Genomic DNA, 15584 nt, shown 5'->3' with positions numbered 1-15584 from the left:
TCAAGGGCTTCTCGACTGGCCCACATTTCGACAAGCTGGGCATGCGCGGATCAAACACCGGCGAGCTGATCTTTGAGGATTGCGAAGTGCCGTTTGAAAACGTGCTGGGCACCGAGGGGCGCGGCGTGGCCGTGCTGATGTCCGGCCTGGATTATGAACGCGTGGTGCTGGCGGGTATAGGTACCGGCATCATCGCCGCCTGCCTGGACGAAATCATGCCCTATATGGCCGAGCGCAAGCAATTCGGGCAGCCCATCGGGAACTTCCAACTGATGCAGGGCAAGATGGCCGATATGTATACGGCGATGAATTCGGCCCGTGCCTATATCTACGAGGTGGCCAAGGCCTGCGACAAGGGCACCGTGACCCGGCAGGATGCGGCGGCGTGCTGCCTCTATGCCTCCGAGCAGGCGATGGTGCAGGCGCATCAGGCGGTACAGGCGCTGGGCGGGGCGGGCTATCTGTCCGACAATCCCGTGGGCCGGATCTTCCGCGATGCCAAGCTGATGGAAATTGGGGCGGGCACCTCTGAAATCCGTCGCATGCTGATCGGTCGTGAGCTGATGGGCACCATGTAAGATATAGAAAACCCCACCTGTCCGAGGGAGGCCAGGTGGGGTTTTGCTTATCGGGGTGGCAGGCCCGCAGGGGCCCACCGATAGATATTAGATCAAAGGATCAGAACCTGTGAACGTAGCTGACACCAATGGTGACCGGATCGATTTCGGCTTTGCCGATCGAGGCTCCGTTCAGGAATGCATCGGAGTCGATGTCCATATAGCGGACGTTCAGGCGCAGAGCGCCATTGTCAGAGATCTGCCAGTCGGCACCAGCCTGCAGTGCAAACCCCCAGCTGTCCTTGAGCTCCAGCACACCAAGAGCGGACTGCTCTTCAAAGAAGGTGGTGTAGTTGATGCCAGCACCGATGAAGGGTTTGATGTTGCCCTTGGTGGGGAAGTGGTAGTTGATCGACAGGGTGGGCGGCAGCTGCTTGGAGGTGCCGGCAAAGGCGCCGCCGATGTTGATGTCGTGCTCAAACGGAGTTGCCGCCAGCAATTCGATACCGAGGTTGTCGCGGATGAAATACTCTGCAGTCAAAGAGATCTGCGTGTCGTCGGTCATTGTCGCTGGGGCACCAGCCAATGTGCCGTTGTCGGACTTGGGGTTGACGTTGATGACACCAACACCAAAGGTCCAATCACCTTGCGATTGCGCAAAGGCCGGTACAGCCAGAACAGTGCAGGCTGTTGCCAAGGCCAGGATGGAAGCAGAGCGTTTCATGGGGAGAGTCCCTTTTCTTGTATTTACCCGATCTATCTGCGCCCAAAATCAAAAACGCGCTCTGATCTGGATCAAAGAGGCGGTCGCTTTCCCTTTGGAAACACAGGGGGAATAAGCATATCGGCTATGCATTTTGGGAATGTCACATGACAAAAACAGCTTTTGCACAGGCCGGAACTGGACCGGCCGCGGATCGACTGGCCGCAATTGGACTGGCTGCGGATGGGTCTTGGCGCTTGCCGGACCAGTTGAATATGGCGGCGCAGGCCCTGGCGCAGGACCCTGCCGCCCTGGCGCTGATTGATCTCACCGGGGCTGAGCGGCGAGATATCAGCTATGGGGACCTGGCTGAGATGGTCGATGGGCTGGCGCGCTACCTGCTGACTCGTATTCAGCCCGGTGACCGGGTAGGCGTTCTGCTGAGCCAATCCCCCTGGTGCGCCGCCGCGCATCTGGCGATCTGGAAGCTGGGGGCCATTTCGGTGCCGCTTTTCAAATTGTTCAAACGCGACGCTCTGGCCTCGCGGGCAGGGGATGCAGGGGTGTCCTTTGTGTTGACGGATCCCGAAGGCGCGGAGCTGCTGGGTGATCTGGCCGAGGCGGTGATGGTAGATCAGGTGTCCCTGCCGGGGCAGGCGGTGGCCTTTGCGCAGACCAAGCCCGACACTCCGGCCATTTTGATCTATACCTCCGGGACGACTGGCAGCCCCAAAGGCGCGCTGCATGGGCATCGGGTGCTGACCGGGCATTTGCCCGGCGTGGCGATCAGCCATGATGATTTGGGCCAGCCAGGGGATTGTCTGTGGACCCCGGCGGATTGGGCCTGGATTGGCGGGCTGTTCGACGTCCTGATGCCGGGTCTGGCGCTGGGGGTGCCCGTTGTTGCCGCCCGGCTCGACAAATTCACCCCTGAGGCCTGCGCCGATCTGGTGCGCCGTGGCGAGGTGCGCAATGTGTTCTTCCCCCCCACAGCGCTGCGCATGTTGAAAGCAGCGGGGCAGGGGCTCGACGGCCTGCGCTCGGTTGCGTCTGGCGGAGAGCCCCTGGGCGCAGAGATGCTCGCTTGGGGCCAGTCGAGCTTTGGCGTGACCATCAATGAGTTCTACGGCCAAACCGAATGTAACATGGTGGCTTCCTCCTGTGGTGTCGACTACCCGCCGCGTCCCGGTTGCATCGGCAAGGCCGTGCCGGGGCATCAATTGGCGGTGCTTGATTCCGCGGGCAAACCAACCAGCGCAGAAGGCGATGTCGCTGTGCGGCGCGGCTCTGCCTCGATGATGCTGGAGTATTGGAACCGGCCCGATGAGACAGCCGCGAAGTTTCACGGCGACTGGCTGGTAACGGGCGATCGCGGCATCTGGGAGGGCGACTTCCTGCGTTTTGTCGGCCGCGAGGATGACGTGATCACCTCAGCTGGCTATCGCATCGGCCCTGCCGAGATCGAAGACTGCCTGATGACCCACCCCAGCGTCGCGACCGTGGGCGTTGTCGGCAAGCCCGATCCTCTGCGCACCGAGATCGTCAAAGCCTATGTGGTGCTGAAAGACGGCGCCGTCGCCAGCGAAAAAGAGCTGCAGGACTACGTGAAGCACCGTCTGGCCCAGTATTCCTACCCCCGCGAAATCACCTTTCTGGAGGCCCTGCCGATGACCGTGACCGGCAAGGTCATTCGCAAGGAGCTGAAAGCAAGGGCTGCTGGGGAGGTCGGGGCATGAGAATCCTTCAATCCTGTGTTGCCGCCCTGGCACTGGTTCCGGCCCCCATCTTGGCAGCGGCGGACAGGCACCCAAGCCCGGGTTTTGATACTGAGGGGTATCTCGTGGCCTGCAGCAGTCGTACCCTCGATGTTCCTCTGCAAACTCCAATGCTCCAGCTTTGTGTTTCTAAAGCGAGGGAACTTTGCAACATGGGTCGGGAGATCCAGTCTGAGGGAGATTGTCTCGCTGATGTGACCTCCTGGCTGGAACAGGACGGCGCTCGTATTGAAAGCACCTATCGTGAGGCCTCCGAGCAGGCTGAAGCCCCGTCTGCATTTGCCGATCTGTGGCCGCAGGCGGATTGCTCCACGACTCAGGTTGCAGGCCTGAATGCCACCGAACTCTGCGCTTATCAAACGGCGCTTTTGAAATGGTTCAAACTCCGCGTGGTTGAACGCCACCAATCAAACCGTAACAGGTGAGAAGGACGCAAATATGAAACTCAAATCCAAGGCAATGCCTTCCTCCGAAGCCTTTAAGGCCAATCAGGCTGCGCATCTTGAGGCGCTTGGCCAGATCGACGACGCGGCAGAGGCCGCCCGCCTGGGCGGTGGTGAAAAATCCCGCGCTCGCCATGAGGGCCGGGGCAAAATGCTGCCACGCCGCCGGGTGGCGAACCTACTGGATCCAGGCTCGCCCTTCCTCGAGATCGGAGCGACAGCCGCCCATAACATGTATGACAACGCGGCCCCGGCTGCAGGTGTCATCGCCGGTATCGGGCGGGTGCATGGCCAAGAGGTCATGGTGGTCTGCAACGATGCCACCGTAAAGGGCGGCACCTATTTCCCGATGACGGTGAAAAAACACCTGCGGGCGCAAGAGATTGCCGAGGAAAACTGCCTGCCTTGCATCTATCTGGTGGACAGCGGCGGTGCCAACCTGCCGCAGCAGGATGAGGTTTTCCCGGACCGCGACCACTTTGGCCGTATCTTTTACAATCAGGCGCGTATGTCCGCCAAGGGCATCCCGCAAATCGCCGTGGTCATGGGCTCCTGTACCGCCGGGGGCGCCTATGTGCCTGCGATGTCCGATGTCACCATCATCGTCAAAGAACAGGGAACCATCTTCCTAGCGGGCCCCCCTCTGGTCAAAGCCGCCACTGGCGAAGTGGTCTCGGCTGAAGATCTCGGCGGTGGCGATGTGCACACCCGCCTGTCCGGTGTTGCCGACTACCTGGCCGAAGATGACGCCCACGCCCTGGCCCTGGCACGCCGCGCGGTGCAGTCGCTCAATATCACCAAGCCGCAAACCGTAAACTGGGCCTCCCCCGAAGAGCCAGCCTATGACCCGGCAGAGATCCTCGGCGTGGTGCCCGGCGATCTGCGTACCCCCTATGACATCCGCGAAGTCATCGCCCGGCTGGTGGATGGTTCGCGCTTTGACGAGTTCAAACCGCGCTACGGGGAAACTCTGGTCACCGGTTTTGCCCATGTCAAAGGCTGCCCCGTGGGGATCATCGCCAACAATGGCGTGCTGTTCTCTGAAGCGGCGCAGAAGGGCGCGCATTTTGTCGAGCTCTGCTCGCAACGCAAAATCCCGCTGGTCTTTTTGCAAAACATCACCGGCTTTATGGTGGGCCGCAAATATGAGAACGAAGGCATTGCCCGCCATGGCGCCAAAATGGTCACCGCCGTGGCCTCCACCAATGTTCCCAAGATCACCATGCTGGTAGGCGGCTCTTTTGGCGCGGGCAACTACGGCATGGCAGGACGGGCCTATCAGCCCCGTTTCCTGTGGACCTGGCCCAATTCCCGCATCTCAGTGATGGGGGGCGAACAGGCCGCAGGCGTGCTGGCAACAGTAAAACGGGACGCTATCGAACGTCAGGGCGGCAGCTGGTCAGCGGATGAAGAAGCGCAGTTCAAACAGCCAACAATCGATATGTTCGAAGAGCAAAGCCACCCGCTTTATGCCTCGGCGCGGCTCTGGGACGACGGTATCATCGACCCGCGCAAAAGCCGCGATGTGCTGGCCCTGTCCCTGCGTGCCGCTCTCAATGCCGAGATCGACGAAACACGCTTTGGCGTCTTCCGCATGTAAGCGCGCGTCTTTCATCTTTCCAAAATACCTCGGGGGTCCGGGGGCAGCGCCCCCGGACCGACCTTCCAAACAAAGGACCCAACCCCATGTTTGATAAAATTCTGATTGCCAACCGCGGCGAGATCGCCTGCCGGGTGATGGAAACCGCCCGCGCCATGGGTGTCAAAACCGTGGCCGTCTATTCTGATGCGGACCGCGCCGCGAAACATGTGGCCATGGCGGATGAAGCCTGCCACATCGGCCATGGTCCGGCCCCAGCCGACAGTTATCTGTTGGGCGACGAGATCATTGCCATGGCCAAGGCCACCGGCGCCCAGGCGATCCACCCGGGGTATGGTTTCCTGTCGGAGAATCCTGAATTTGTTGATGCGGTGCAGGCGGCTGGCCTTGCCTTTATCGGCCCTTCCGCTGATGCGATCCGCAAAATGGGTCTCAAAGACGCCGCCAAGGTGCTGATGGAACAGGCTGGCGTGCCGGTTGTGCCTGGCTATCACGGCAGCAACCAGGATGCGGATTTCCTGAAAGGCGAGGCCGACAAGATTGGCTATCCTGTGCTGATCAAGGCGGTCGCCGGCGGTGGCGGCAAAGGCATGCGCCTGGTCGAAGCACCTGCCGAGTTTGCCGAGGCGCTGGCCAGTGCCCAGGGCGAGGCGACAACCGCCTTTGGCAATCCGGATGTCTTGATCGAAAAATACATCCAGCAACCGCGCCATATCGAAATCCAGGTCTTTGGCGATGGCACCCGGGCTGTACATCTGTTTGAACGTGACTGTTCCCTGCAGCGCCGCCATCAAAAGGTGATCGAGGAAGCCCCGGCGCCGGGAATGACGGATGAAATGCGCGCCGCAATGGGCGAGGCAGGCGTGCGCGCCGCCGAGGCCATCGGCTACAAGGGCGCTGGGACGGTGGAGTTCATCGTCGATGGCAGCAACGGTCTGCGCGCCGATGGATTCTGGTTCATGGAAATGAACACCCGCCTGCAGGTGGAACACCCGGTATCAGAGCTGATCACCGGCGTCGATCTGGTGGAGTGGCAGCTGCGCGTCGCCGCAGGGGAGAGCCTGCCGAAACAGCAAGATGAGCTGTCGATCAACGGCCATGCCTTTGAGGCGCGGCTCTATGCCGAGGATGTGCCAAAAGGCTTTTTGCCTGCCACCGGCACCCTGACCCATCTCAAATTCCCCGCCAATTGCCGGGCCGACAGCGGTGTGCGGGCGGGCGATACCATTAGCCCTTGGTATGATCCGATGATCTCCAAGGTGATTGTGCATGGGCCGACGCGCGAAATCGCCCTGTCGCGCCTGTCCCAGGCGCTGGCGGCGACTGAGGTGGGCGGCACGGTCACCAACCTGGCATTCCTGGGCGCGCTGGCGACACATGATGGGTTTGCTGCCGGCGATGTGGACACGGGGCTCATTGCACGGGATCTGGACCAGCTGGTGCAGGTGCCGCAGGTGAAATTTGAACACAAGGCTGCGGCAGGAATGCAGGCCTTGGGCCTGGTGGACCTGGATAGCACAGCTGGCTTTACCCTGTGGTCCGACCTGCGCCGCTCGGTGCATCTCAGCTATCAGGGCGAGGTCTTTGAGGCCACGGTCCAGGTGGATGGGCCTGACTTTCAGATCTGGGAGTTTCCGGACCATCCCGAGGATCAGATCTGCGCTTATTGCACTGACGGCACATGGGTGCTGAGCAGTGATCGTTTGCCTCCGATGGCCCAGGCGGGCAATACAATCACCGTGTTCGATGGATATGGTCACGTCTTTGAGGTGATCGACCCGCTGGACCGCGATGCCACTGCCGGCGGCGATCTCAATGTGATCGTGGCGCCGATGCCGGGGCTGGTGAAAGCGGTTTTTGCCAAGGCTGGCGATGTGGTGAAAGAGGGCGACCGACTGGCCATTCTGGAAGCGATGAAGATGGAGCATTCGCTGCTGGCAGCGCGCGACGGCGTTGTCGCTGAGGTGCTGGCTGCGGGTGGCGATCAGGTTGAGGCTGGGGCGGCCCTGGTGCGCCTGGAAGAGGACTGAGGCGCGGGCTGCTGATTGGGCCGTTTGACTATTTTGGAAAGATGAAGAGGGAAGGATCCGCCATGAGCCAATCTGTCGAGATCTTCGAGATGGGGCCGCGCGACGGGCTGCAGAATGAAAAGCGCGCCATCCCGGTGGCAGAGAAAATCGCTTTGGTGGACTGCCTGTCCCAGGCCGGCTTTCGCCGCATAGAAGTGGCCAGCTTTGTGTCGCCGAAATGGGTGCCACAGATGGCAGGCAGCGGTGAGGTTCTGGCCGGGATCAGCCGTGCGCCGGGCGTGTCTTATGCGGCTCTGACGCCCAATATGCGTGGCTACACGGATGCGGTAGCGGCAGGGGCGGATGAAATCGCGGTGTTTGCCTCGGCCTCGGAGGGATTTTCCCGTGCCAATATCAATGCCTCCATCACCGAGAGTATTGAACGGTTCAAGCCCATTCTGCAGGCCGCCGCAGCCATCAAGCTGCCGGTGCGGGGCTATGTGTCCTGTGTCACTGATTGCCCGTTTGACGGACCAACGGATCCGCATCAGGTGGCTTTGGTGGCTGAAACGCTGCATCTGCTGGGCTGCTATGAGGTGTCACTGGGCGACACCATCGGGCAGGGCACGCCAGAAACCATCAGCAAAATGCTGTCTGCCGTAACGAAACGGGTGCCGGTCAGCCATCTGGCCGGCCATTATCACGACACGTCTGGACGCGCCTTGGACAATATCGAGGCTTCTCTGGCGCAGGGGGTTCGGGTGTTTGATGCGGCGGTAGGTGGCCTGGGCGGGTGCCCCTATGCGCCAGGCGCTGCAGGCAATGTTGCCACCGAGGCCGTGCAGGACCATCTGGTGGGGCTCGGCTATGAGACGGGCCTGGACCGGGATGTCCTGGTTGAAGCGGCTGAGATGGCACAGGCCATGCGCAGCGACAGCTAATGTGGGTCTAAGACCATGGGCCAGAGGGAAGAGGGTAGAGGGACTGAGAATGTATAAGACAGTATTGATCGAACAGGACGCGCGTGGCGTTGCCACCATGACGTTGAACCGTCCGGAAAAGCACAATGCGATGTCTGGCGAGATGCTGCAGGAGCTGAAATTGGCGGCGCAGCAACTGGCCTTGGATGACGATGTGCGCGTTGTTGTGCTGACGGGTGCAGGCAAAAGTTTTTGTGCCGGGGGCGATCTGGGCTGGATGCAGCAGCAGATGCAGGCAGATGCCGCCACCCGTGGCGCCGAGGCGCGGGTTCTGGCAGAAATGCTGCAGATACTGAACACGCTGCCAAAGCCCTTGATCGGTGCCATCCAGGGCAATGCCTTTGGCGGCGGCGTTGGCATGGCGTCGGTCTGTGATGTGGCCATTGGTGTCGATCATCTGAAGATGGGCCTGACAGAGACCAAGCTGGGTTTGATCCCGGCCACCATCGGCCCCTATGTGGTGGCGCGGATGGGAGAATCGCGCGCCCGTCGGGTCTTTATGTCGTCGCGCCTGTTTGGTGCTGCCGAAGCCGTGGAGCTGGGGCTTTTGGCCAAGGCGGTTCCCGCTGCGGATCTGGCGGCGGCGGTCGAGGCCGAGGTGTTGCCTTATATGGCTTGTGCTCCGGGCGCAGTGGCGGCTGCAAAGAAACTGACCCGCGATCTGGGGCCACGACTGGATGACGAGACCATCGACATGACAATCGACGCTCTGGTCAGCCGCTGGGAAGGCGATGAGGCCTCAGAGGGCATCGGCGCCTTCTTTGACAAGCGTAAGCCCCGTTGGCAGGGGTGAACCTGGAGTGAACCTGGGCAGAGGCCTGTCTGTTGCAGGTCCGCAGCAGAGCAGAGCCAAGCCGCCTAGGGGCGGCGTTAACCAGTATTTTGAATGTCAGTTTTCAGGGCGCCGTGAGAAATCATGGCGCCTTTCCTTATGGAAATAATAAGAAATTAACCCCTGCTGGCCCAAATAGCGTTAAGTGATGCCGCAGGGTCGCGACTTGTACAGAAAGCCACTTTCTTCACCATTGGTTTGGTTGACGATAGGGGGGGGTGGGAGTAGACACATGCGCAAGTCAACACGCCAATTGACGGCGCGCGAGAAGCCGCGCGCTCGGAAAGGAGCCACTCGTGGAAGAGATGTTGCGGGAATACCTCCCGATCTTGGTGTTTTTGGTCGTCGCAGTCGGCCTGGGAATTGTTCTTATTCTGGCGGCAGTTGTACTGGCTGTTCGCAATCCTGACCCGGAAAAAGTCAGCGCCTATGAGTGCGGTTTCAACGCTTTTGATGACGCCCGGATGAAATTTGATGTGCGATTTTATCTGGTGTCGATTCTTTTCATCATTTTTGATTTGGAAATTGCCTTCCTGTTTCCCTGGGCCGTTGGCTTCAAGGATATGAGCGATACTGGTTTCTGGTCGATGATGGTGTTTCTGGCAGTTCTGACCATTGGTTTTGCCTATGAGTGGAAAAAGGGAGCTCTGGAATGGGAGTGATGACCGGAGCAAACACCGCTGGGATCGACAAGGAAGTTGCTACCCAGGCGCTGAACGCCGAGCTGCAGGACAAGGGATTTCTGCTGACCTCGACGGAGGATATTATCAACTGGGCACGCACCGGGTCGCTGCACTGGATGACCTTTGGTCTGGCCTGCTGCGCGGTTGAGATGATGCATACCTCGATGCCGCGCTACGATGCGGAACGATTTGGCATTGCCCCGCGGGCTTCCCCACGCCAGTCCGATGTGATGATTGTTGCCGGCACCCTGACCAACAAAATGGCGCCAGCGCTGCGCAAGGTCTACGACCAGATGCCCGAGCCACGCTATGTGATCTCGATGGGGTCCTGCGCCAATGGTGGTGGATATTATCACTACAGCTACTCGGTTGTGCGCGGCTGTGACCGTATTGTGCCAGTTGATATCTACGTGCCGGGCTGCCCGCCCACCGCTGAGGCCCTGCTTTATGGGCTGATGCAGTTGCAGCGCAAAATCCGCCGTACCGGCACCCTGGTGCGCTAAGCGATCTGGCTGGAGAGACATAAATGACTGAAGCACTGCAAGAACTTGGTACTCAGATCGCAGCCAAACGCCCTGACTGTGTATTGTCCTGGGATATCGCTTTTGATGAATTGACCGTTGATGTGGCCCCGGCCAATATCAATGGTCTGGTTGAGTTTCTGAAAACCGACAGCACCTGCAAGTTTTCTTCGCTGGTGGATATCACTGCGGTGGATTACCCCGAACGTGGTAAACGCTTTGATGTGGTCTATCATTTCCTGTCGATGTACCAAAACCAGCGCATTCGCCTGCGGGTTTCGGTGCGCGAAGACGATATGGTGCCCTCGATTGTCGATGTGCACCCCTCCGCCAATTGGTTTGAGCGCGAAGTTTTCGACATGTTTGGTATCCTGTTCTCGGGCCACCCGGACCTGCGCCGCATTCTCACCGACTATGGTTTTCGCGGTTATCCCCTGCGCAAGGATTTCCCCACCACGGGCTATACCGAGGTCCGTTATGACGAGGCCGAAAAGCGCGTTGTCTATGAACCGGTGAGCCTGGTGCAGGAATACCGTCAGTTTGATTTCATGTCTCCCTGGGAGGGTGCCGAATACATCCTGCCCGGTGATGAAAAAGAGGGGGCAAAATAATGGACGGCTCCAAATTCGACGACGCCCAGACGGGCGAACAGAAGATCCGTAACTTTAACATCAACTTTGGCCCGCAACACCCGGCGGCCCACGGCGTGTTGCGTCTGGTGCTGGAGCTGGACGGCGAGATCGTGGAACGCTGCGATCCCCATATCGGTCTGCTGCACCGTGGCACCGAAAAGCTGATGGAAAGCCGCACCTATCTGCAGAACCTGCCGTATTTTGACCGGCTCGACTATGTGGCGCCGATGAACCAGGAACATGCCTGGTGTCTGGCGATTGAGAAACTCACCGGCGTAGAAGTGCCGCGCCGTGGCTCGTTGATCCGGGTTTTGTATTCCGAGATCGGCCGCATTCTGAACCACCTGCTGAACGTCACCACTCAGGCCATGGACGTGGGCGCGCTGACGCCGCCGCTCTGGGGCTTTGAAGAGCGCGAAAAGCTGATGGTGTTTTACGAGCGCGCCTGCGGTGCCCGTCTGCACGCGGCCTATTTCCGTCCCGGCGGCGTGCATCAGGACATTCCCGATGATCTGCTGGACGATATCGACCTCTGGGCGTTGGAATTCCCCAAAGTTCTGGCCGATATCGACGGATTGCTGACCGAAAACCGGATTTTCAAACAGCGAAACTGCGACATTGGCGTGGTCACAGAGCAAGAGATCCTCGACTGGGGCTTCTCTGGTGTCATGGTGCGTGGCTCAGGCATGGCCTGGGATCTGCGCCGCGCCCAGCCCTATGAATGTTATGACGAGTTTGAGTTCCAGATCCCTGTGGGCAAGAACGGCGACTGCTATGATCGTTATCTGGTCCGCATGGAAGAGATGCGCCAGTCCCTGTCGATCATCCGTCAGGCCATCGCCAAACTGCGTGAAGCCACCGGCGATGTGATGGCACGGGGCAAGCTGAGCCCACCGAAACGCGGTGACATGAAGACCTCGATGGAGAGCCTCATTCACCATTTCAAACTCTACACCGAAGGCTTCCATGTGCCCGCCGGTGAGGTCTATGCCGCCGTCGAAGCCCCCAAAGGCGAATTTGGCGTCTATCTGGTGGCAGATGGGTCGAACAAACCCTACCGCAGCAAGATCCGCGCGCCGGGTTTCCTGCATCTGCAAGCCATGGACCACGTTGCAAAAGGCCACCAGCTGGCCGACGTCGCTGCCATCATCGGCACCATGGACGTCGTATTTGGAGAGATTGACCGCTAATGCTTCGTCGCCTTCATTCAGAACAGCCCGAAAGTTTTGCTTTCACGCCCGCGAACCAGAAATGGGCCGAGGCGCAATTGACCAAATTCCCCGAAGGCCGTCAGGCCTCGGCTGTGATTCCGCTGTTGTGGCGGGCACAGGAGCAGGAAGGCTGGGTCTCCAAGCCGGCGATTGAATATATCGCCGATATGCTGGGTATGGCCTATATCCGGGTGCTGGAAGTCACCTCGTTCTACTTCATGTTTCAGATGCAGCCCACCGGATCGGTGGCCCATGTGCAGATCTGTGGCACCCTGTCTTGTATGATCTGCGGCGCCGAGGATCTGATCGCGGTCTGCAAGGACAAGATCGCGGCAAAACCGCATACCCTGTCTGCGGATGGCAAATTCAGCTGGGAAGAGGTGGAATGCCTGGGCGCCTGCACCAATGCGCCGATGGCGCAGATCGGCAAGGACTACTTTGAGGATCTCACCGCAGAGGGCTTTGCCCAGATGCTGGATGATCTGGCCGCTGGCAAGACCGTTGTGCCCGGGCCACAAAATGGCCGCTACGCCGCCGAGCCGCAGTCCGGTCTGACCTCGCTTTCCGAATATGACAGCGGCAAAACGCAGTATAACGCTTCGGCGCAGCTGGCGATGGATATTGGCGACAGCGTCAAACGCATCCAGGGCGACGAAGTGCCTTTGCTGACCCCTTGGGTTGGCAAGGATGGCGTGGTTGCCGGTCGTGCAGCCGCCGATCAGCCTCCCAAAGCCCCTGAAGCGCCCAAGCCGGTTGCCAAACAGGTTGAAGAGGCGAAAAAGCCTGCCCCTGCAGCAAAATCCGCGCCTGCAAAAGCGCCTGCAGCCAAACCAGCTGCCGCTGCTGAGGTTGCTGAGGTGGAACCTGAGACGCTGAAAGAAGCGCGCGGTGGCCTGCCGGATGATCTGAAACTGCTGAAGGGTGTTGGTCCCAAGCTGGAGCAGACCCTGAACGATCTGGGCTTTTTCCACTTTGATCAGATTGCCGGTTGGGGCGCGGCCGAAGTGGCCTGGGTTGATAGCCGCTTGAAATTCAAAGGTCGTATCGAACGGGATGGTTGGATCGCGCAGGCTGCTTCGCTGGCCGCCGGGGATGAGACCGACTTTGCCAAGAAGGCCAAAAAAGACGGCCGTTACGACGACGAATAATCCACCTGGCTGCCCTGTTGGGGCGGACAGGAAACAAATATGAGGACCTGAATGAGCGTTGATCTGGATAGGGCGATCGCAGCAAAGGGGCGGCACATCTCATTGGTGATTGCCGGAACCATGCTGGCCTGGTTGGCCTTGACCATGATCATAGGCCCGGCAATTGGAATGCCTGGCCGTTACGCGATTTTGTTTGATTTTGCCGCGCTTGCGGGGCTGATCTATGCATTGGTCAACATATTGCAACTCTGGCGCATGCGTCAGGCCAGTAAAAACGAAAACCAAGGGTAGGCAGACATGCTGAAGGACCAGGACCGGATCTTTACCAACCTCTACGGTATGCATGAGCGCACCCTAAAAGGTGCCCAGGCGCGGGGCCATTGGGATGGCACATCGGGGATCATCGACAAGGGCCGTGACTGGATTATCCAGACCATGAAGGATTCAGGCCTGCGCGGCCGTGGTGGTGCGGGTTTCCCCACCGGCCTCAAATGGTCCTTCATGCCGAAAGAGAGTGACGGTCGCCCTTCGTACCTGGTGATCAACGCCGATGAATCCGAACCCGGCACCTGCAAGGACCGCGAAATCATGCGCCACGATCCGCATACGCTGATCGAGGGTGCGCTGATCGCCAGCTTCGCCATGCAGGCCCATACCTGCTACATCTACCTGCGCGGCGAATATATCCGCGAGCGCGAGGCGCTGCAGGCGGCGATTGACGAATGCTACGACAAGGGGCTTTTGGGCAAAAACGCAGCCGGATCCGGCTGGGATTTTGACGTCTTCCTGCACCACGGCGCCGGCGCCTATATCTGCGGCGAAGAAACCGCTCTGATCGAAAGCCTCGAAGGCAAAAAGGGCATGCCCCGGATGAAGCCGCCTTTCCCGGCCGGCGCGGGTCTGTATGGCTGCCCCACCACGGTGAACAATGTAGAAAGCATCGCCGTTGTGCCCACCATCCTGCGCCGTGGCGCGGATTGGTTTGCGGGCTTTGGCCGCCCCAACAATGCGGGCACCAAACTGTTTGCGATTTCCGGCCACGTCAACAACCCCTGTGTGGTTGAAGAAGCCATGTCGATTTCTTTTGAAGAGCTGATCGAGAAACACTGCGGTGGCATTCGCGGCGGTTGGGACAATCTGCTGGCGGTGATCCCCGGTGGTTCTTCCGTGCCTTGTGTGCGCGGTGAGAACATGCGCGATGCGATCATGGATTTTGATTACCTGCGCGGCGAGCTGGGCTCGGGGCTGGGAACCGCTGCGGTCATCGTGATGGACAAACAGACCGATATCATCAAGGCGATCTGGCGTCTGGCCAAGTTCTACAAACACGAAAGCTGCGGCCAGTGTACGCCCTGCCGCGAAGGCACTGGCTGGATGATGCGGGTGATGGACCGTCTGGTCAAAGGCGAAGCCGACCTGGAAGAGATCGACATGCTGTGGGATGTGACCAAACAGGTCGAAGGCCATACCATCTGCGCCCTGGGCGATGCGGCCGCCTGGCCCATCCAGGGCCTGATCCGCAATTTCCGCGAGGAAATCGAAGATCGCATCAAGGCGCAAAAAACCGGCCGTAAAAGCGCCATCGCCGCTGAATGAATATGGGTAGGGGACGGATGATGAGTGTGGATCTCAAATTACTGGCGGCTGCTGTTGTGTCAGTTGGGCTTTTGGCTGGCTGCAGCGATAAGGACTCCCGCCCGGTATTTGATGGCGTCGCCTTCCGCACCAAGGCCTCTGTTGTGGACAAAAAGGTCTCGCGGGCGCTTTTTGAAGCCGAAGTCTACGATGTTGCGGCCTCGCCTTTGGGCGCACGTGAGGCCATGCGCTATGCAGGCACCACTTATTGCATCGAAAACTATGGCACCTCCAGGATTGACTGGGAGATTGATCTGGACAATCCAGAGGTTCCATTACCGCGCGACGGTGACAATGCTTTGCTGCGGGGGACATGCAACCCGTGAGCGGATTGTTGGCATATCCTGGCCAAATGGCCGGAGCGTTATTGCATAACGTGACCGGGTCTTGGTGTTTTGGCCTCTCCAACACACAGGAGAGCTCCATGACACGTGGCCAAGACAAACCAACCCTGCTTGCCCCGCTGTTTTTTGCAGCGGCGGTTCTGTTTCCCATGACTACGGCGGCGGCAAAGCCATCATTGCGGGAGATTCCCGAAATCGAAGACCCGCTGTTTGCCGTGGCCATGGCCAAGGAGGTCGCAGATCATTGCGACAGTCTGGGGGCCCGGCTGTTTAAGGGCATCGGAGAGCTGCGTCGGCTGCGTTCCCATGCCAATTCGCTGGGCTATGCGGATAGCGAAATCCGGGCCTACATCGAATCCGACGCAGAAAAGGCCCGGATGCGGGCAAAGGGCGAACAGCTGCTCAGCAAGAGCGGCGTGTCCTATGAAGATCCAGAAACATTCTGCGCGTTTGGTCGTGCGGAAATACAGAAAAACAGCGCGATCGGCGCGTTACTGAGGGCGAAATAGAC

17 protein-coding genes are annotated in these 15584 nt (G+C 59.5%); 16 read left to right on the top strand and 1 reads right to left on the bottom strand.

What is annotated here, in order from left to right:
• On the top strand, positions 1-578 hold a 578-nt coding region (locus QZ268_RS16065), incomplete at its 5' end, for an acyl-CoA dehydrogenase family protein (protein ID WP_295454623.1).
• A gap of 100 nt (positions 579-678) precedes the next feature.
• Here QZ268_RS16065 and QZ268_RS16060 read toward each other — a convergent pair.
• Positions 679-1281, bottom strand: a complete 603-nt coding sequence (locus QZ268_RS16060; RefSeq protein WP_295454622.1) for an OmpW family outer membrane protein — start codon at positions 1279-1281, stop codon at positions 679-681.
• A gap of 146 nt (positions 1282-1427) precedes the next feature.
• Between QZ268_RS16060 and QZ268_RS16055 the strand changes: the two genes are divergently transcribed.
• The 15 genes from QZ268_RS16055 to QZ268_RS15985 all read left to right on the top strand — a co-directional run bounded on the left by QZ268_RS16055 (position 1428) and on the right by QZ268_RS15985 (position 15582).
• The gene (locus tag QZ268_RS16055) at positions 1428-2996 is read left to right on the top strand and encodes an AMP-binding protein (RefSeq protein WP_295454620.1); all 1569 of its coding nucleotides are present in this window, start codon (positions 1428-1430) and stop codon (positions 2994-2996) included.
• A gap of 191 nt (positions 2997-3187) precedes the next feature.
• On the top strand, positions 3188-3460 hold the full coding sequence (locus QZ268_RS16050; RefSeq protein ID WP_295454618.1) for a hypothetical protein: 273 nt from the start codon (positions 3188-3190) through the stop codon (positions 3458-3460).
• A gap of 13 nt (positions 3461-3473) precedes the next feature.
• Positions 3474-5078 carry a carboxyl transferase domain-containing protein gene (locus QZ268_RS16045; RefSeq protein WP_295454616.1) on the top strand — a complete coding sequence of 535 codons (1605 nt, stop codon included), beginning with the start codon at positions 3474-3476 and terminating at the stop codon, positions 5076-5078.
• Positions 5079-5164: 86 nt separating this feature from the next.
• On the top strand, positions 5165-7108 hold the full coding sequence (locus QZ268_RS16040; RefSeq protein ID WP_295454614.1) for an acetyl/propionyl/methylcrotonyl-CoA carboxylase subunit alpha: 1944 nt from the start codon (positions 5165-5167) through the stop codon (positions 7106-7108).
• 62 nt (positions 7109-7170) lie between these two features.
• The gene (locus QZ268_RS16035) at positions 7171-8028 is read left to right on the top strand and encodes a hydroxymethylglutaryl-CoA lyase (protein ID WP_295454613.1); all 858 of its coding nucleotides are present in this window, start codon (positions 7171-7173) and stop codon (positions 8026-8028) included.
• A 49-nt stretch (positions 8029-8077) separates the two neighbouring features.
• On the top strand, positions 8078-8860 hold the full coding sequence (locus tag QZ268_RS16030; RefSeq protein WP_295454612.1) for a crotonase/enoyl-CoA hydratase family protein: 783 nt from the start codon (positions 8078-8080) through the stop codon (positions 8858-8860).
• A gap of 335 nt (positions 8861-9195) precedes the next feature.
• Complete coding sequence (locus QZ268_RS16025; RefSeq protein WP_027239744.1) at positions 9196-9561, top strand: NADH-quinone oxidoreductase subunit A; 366 nt, start codon at positions 9196-9198, stop codon at positions 9559-9561.
• Positions 9552-10085 (top strand): NADH-quinone oxidoreductase subunit B, encoded by a 534-nt coding sequence (locus QZ268_RS16020; protein ID WP_027239745.1) that lies wholly within the window; start codon positions 9552-9554, stop codon positions 10083-10085. The genes QZ268_RS16025 and QZ268_RS16020 overlap by 10 nt, the downstream gene beginning before the upstream one ends.
• A 23-nt stretch (positions 10086-10108) precedes the next feature.
• The gene (locus QZ268_RS16015; protein WP_295454610.1) at positions 10109-10714 is read left to right on the top strand and encodes an NADH-quinone oxidoreductase subunit C; all 606 of its coding nucleotides are present in this window, start codon (positions 10109-10111) and stop codon (positions 10712-10714) included.
• Positions 10714-11925, top strand: coding sequence for an NADH-quinone oxidoreductase subunit D (locus QZ268_RS16010; protein WP_295454608.1), 1212 nt, complete (start codon positions 10714-10716; stop codon positions 11923-11925). The genes QZ268_RS16015 and QZ268_RS16010 overlap by 1 nt, the downstream gene beginning before the upstream one ends.
• A complete protein-coding gene (locus QZ268_RS16005; RefSeq protein WP_295454606.1) occupies positions 11925-13094 on the top strand; it encodes an NADH-quinone oxidoreductase subunit E in 1170 nt (389 codons plus the stop codon). The genes QZ268_RS16010 and QZ268_RS16005 overlap by 1 nt, the downstream gene beginning before the upstream one ends.
• A gap of 51 nt (positions 13095-13145) precedes the next feature.
• On the top strand, positions 13146-13385 hold the full coding sequence (locus QZ268_RS16000; protein WP_295454605.1) for a DUF5337 domain-containing protein: 240 nt from the start codon (positions 13146-13148) through the stop codon (positions 13383-13385).
• Positions 13386-13391: 6 nt separating this feature from the next.
• Positions 13392-14690: an NADH-quinone oxidoreductase subunit NuoF gene (gene nuoF, locus QZ268_RS15995; RefSeq protein ID WP_295454603.1), complete on the top strand. Its 1299-nt coding sequence runs from the start codon at positions 13392-13394 to the stop codon at positions 14688-14690.
• Between the two features lie 20 nt (positions 14691-14710).
• On the top strand, positions 14711-15055 hold the full coding sequence (locus QZ268_RS15990) for a hypothetical protein (protein WP_295454601.1): 345 nt from the start codon (positions 14711-14713) through the stop codon (positions 15053-15055).
• A 167-nt stretch (positions 15056-15222) separates the two neighbouring features.
• Positions 15223-15582 carry a DUF5333 domain-containing protein gene (locus QZ268_RS15985; RefSeq protein ID WP_295454628.1) on the top strand — a complete coding sequence of 120 codons (360 nt, stop codon included), beginning with the start codon at positions 15223-15225 and terminating at the stop codon, positions 15580-15582.
• The last annotated feature ends 2 nt before the right edge of the window (positions 15583-15584 follow it).

Origin of the sequence: uncultured Pseudophaeobacter sp. (assembly GCA_905479575.1) — a bacterium.
GTDB lineage: Bacteria > Pseudomonadota > Alphaproteobacteria > Rhodobacterales > Rhodobacteraceae > Pseudophaeobacter.
This window is presented reverse-complemented; position numbering and strand designations above follow the sequence as displayed.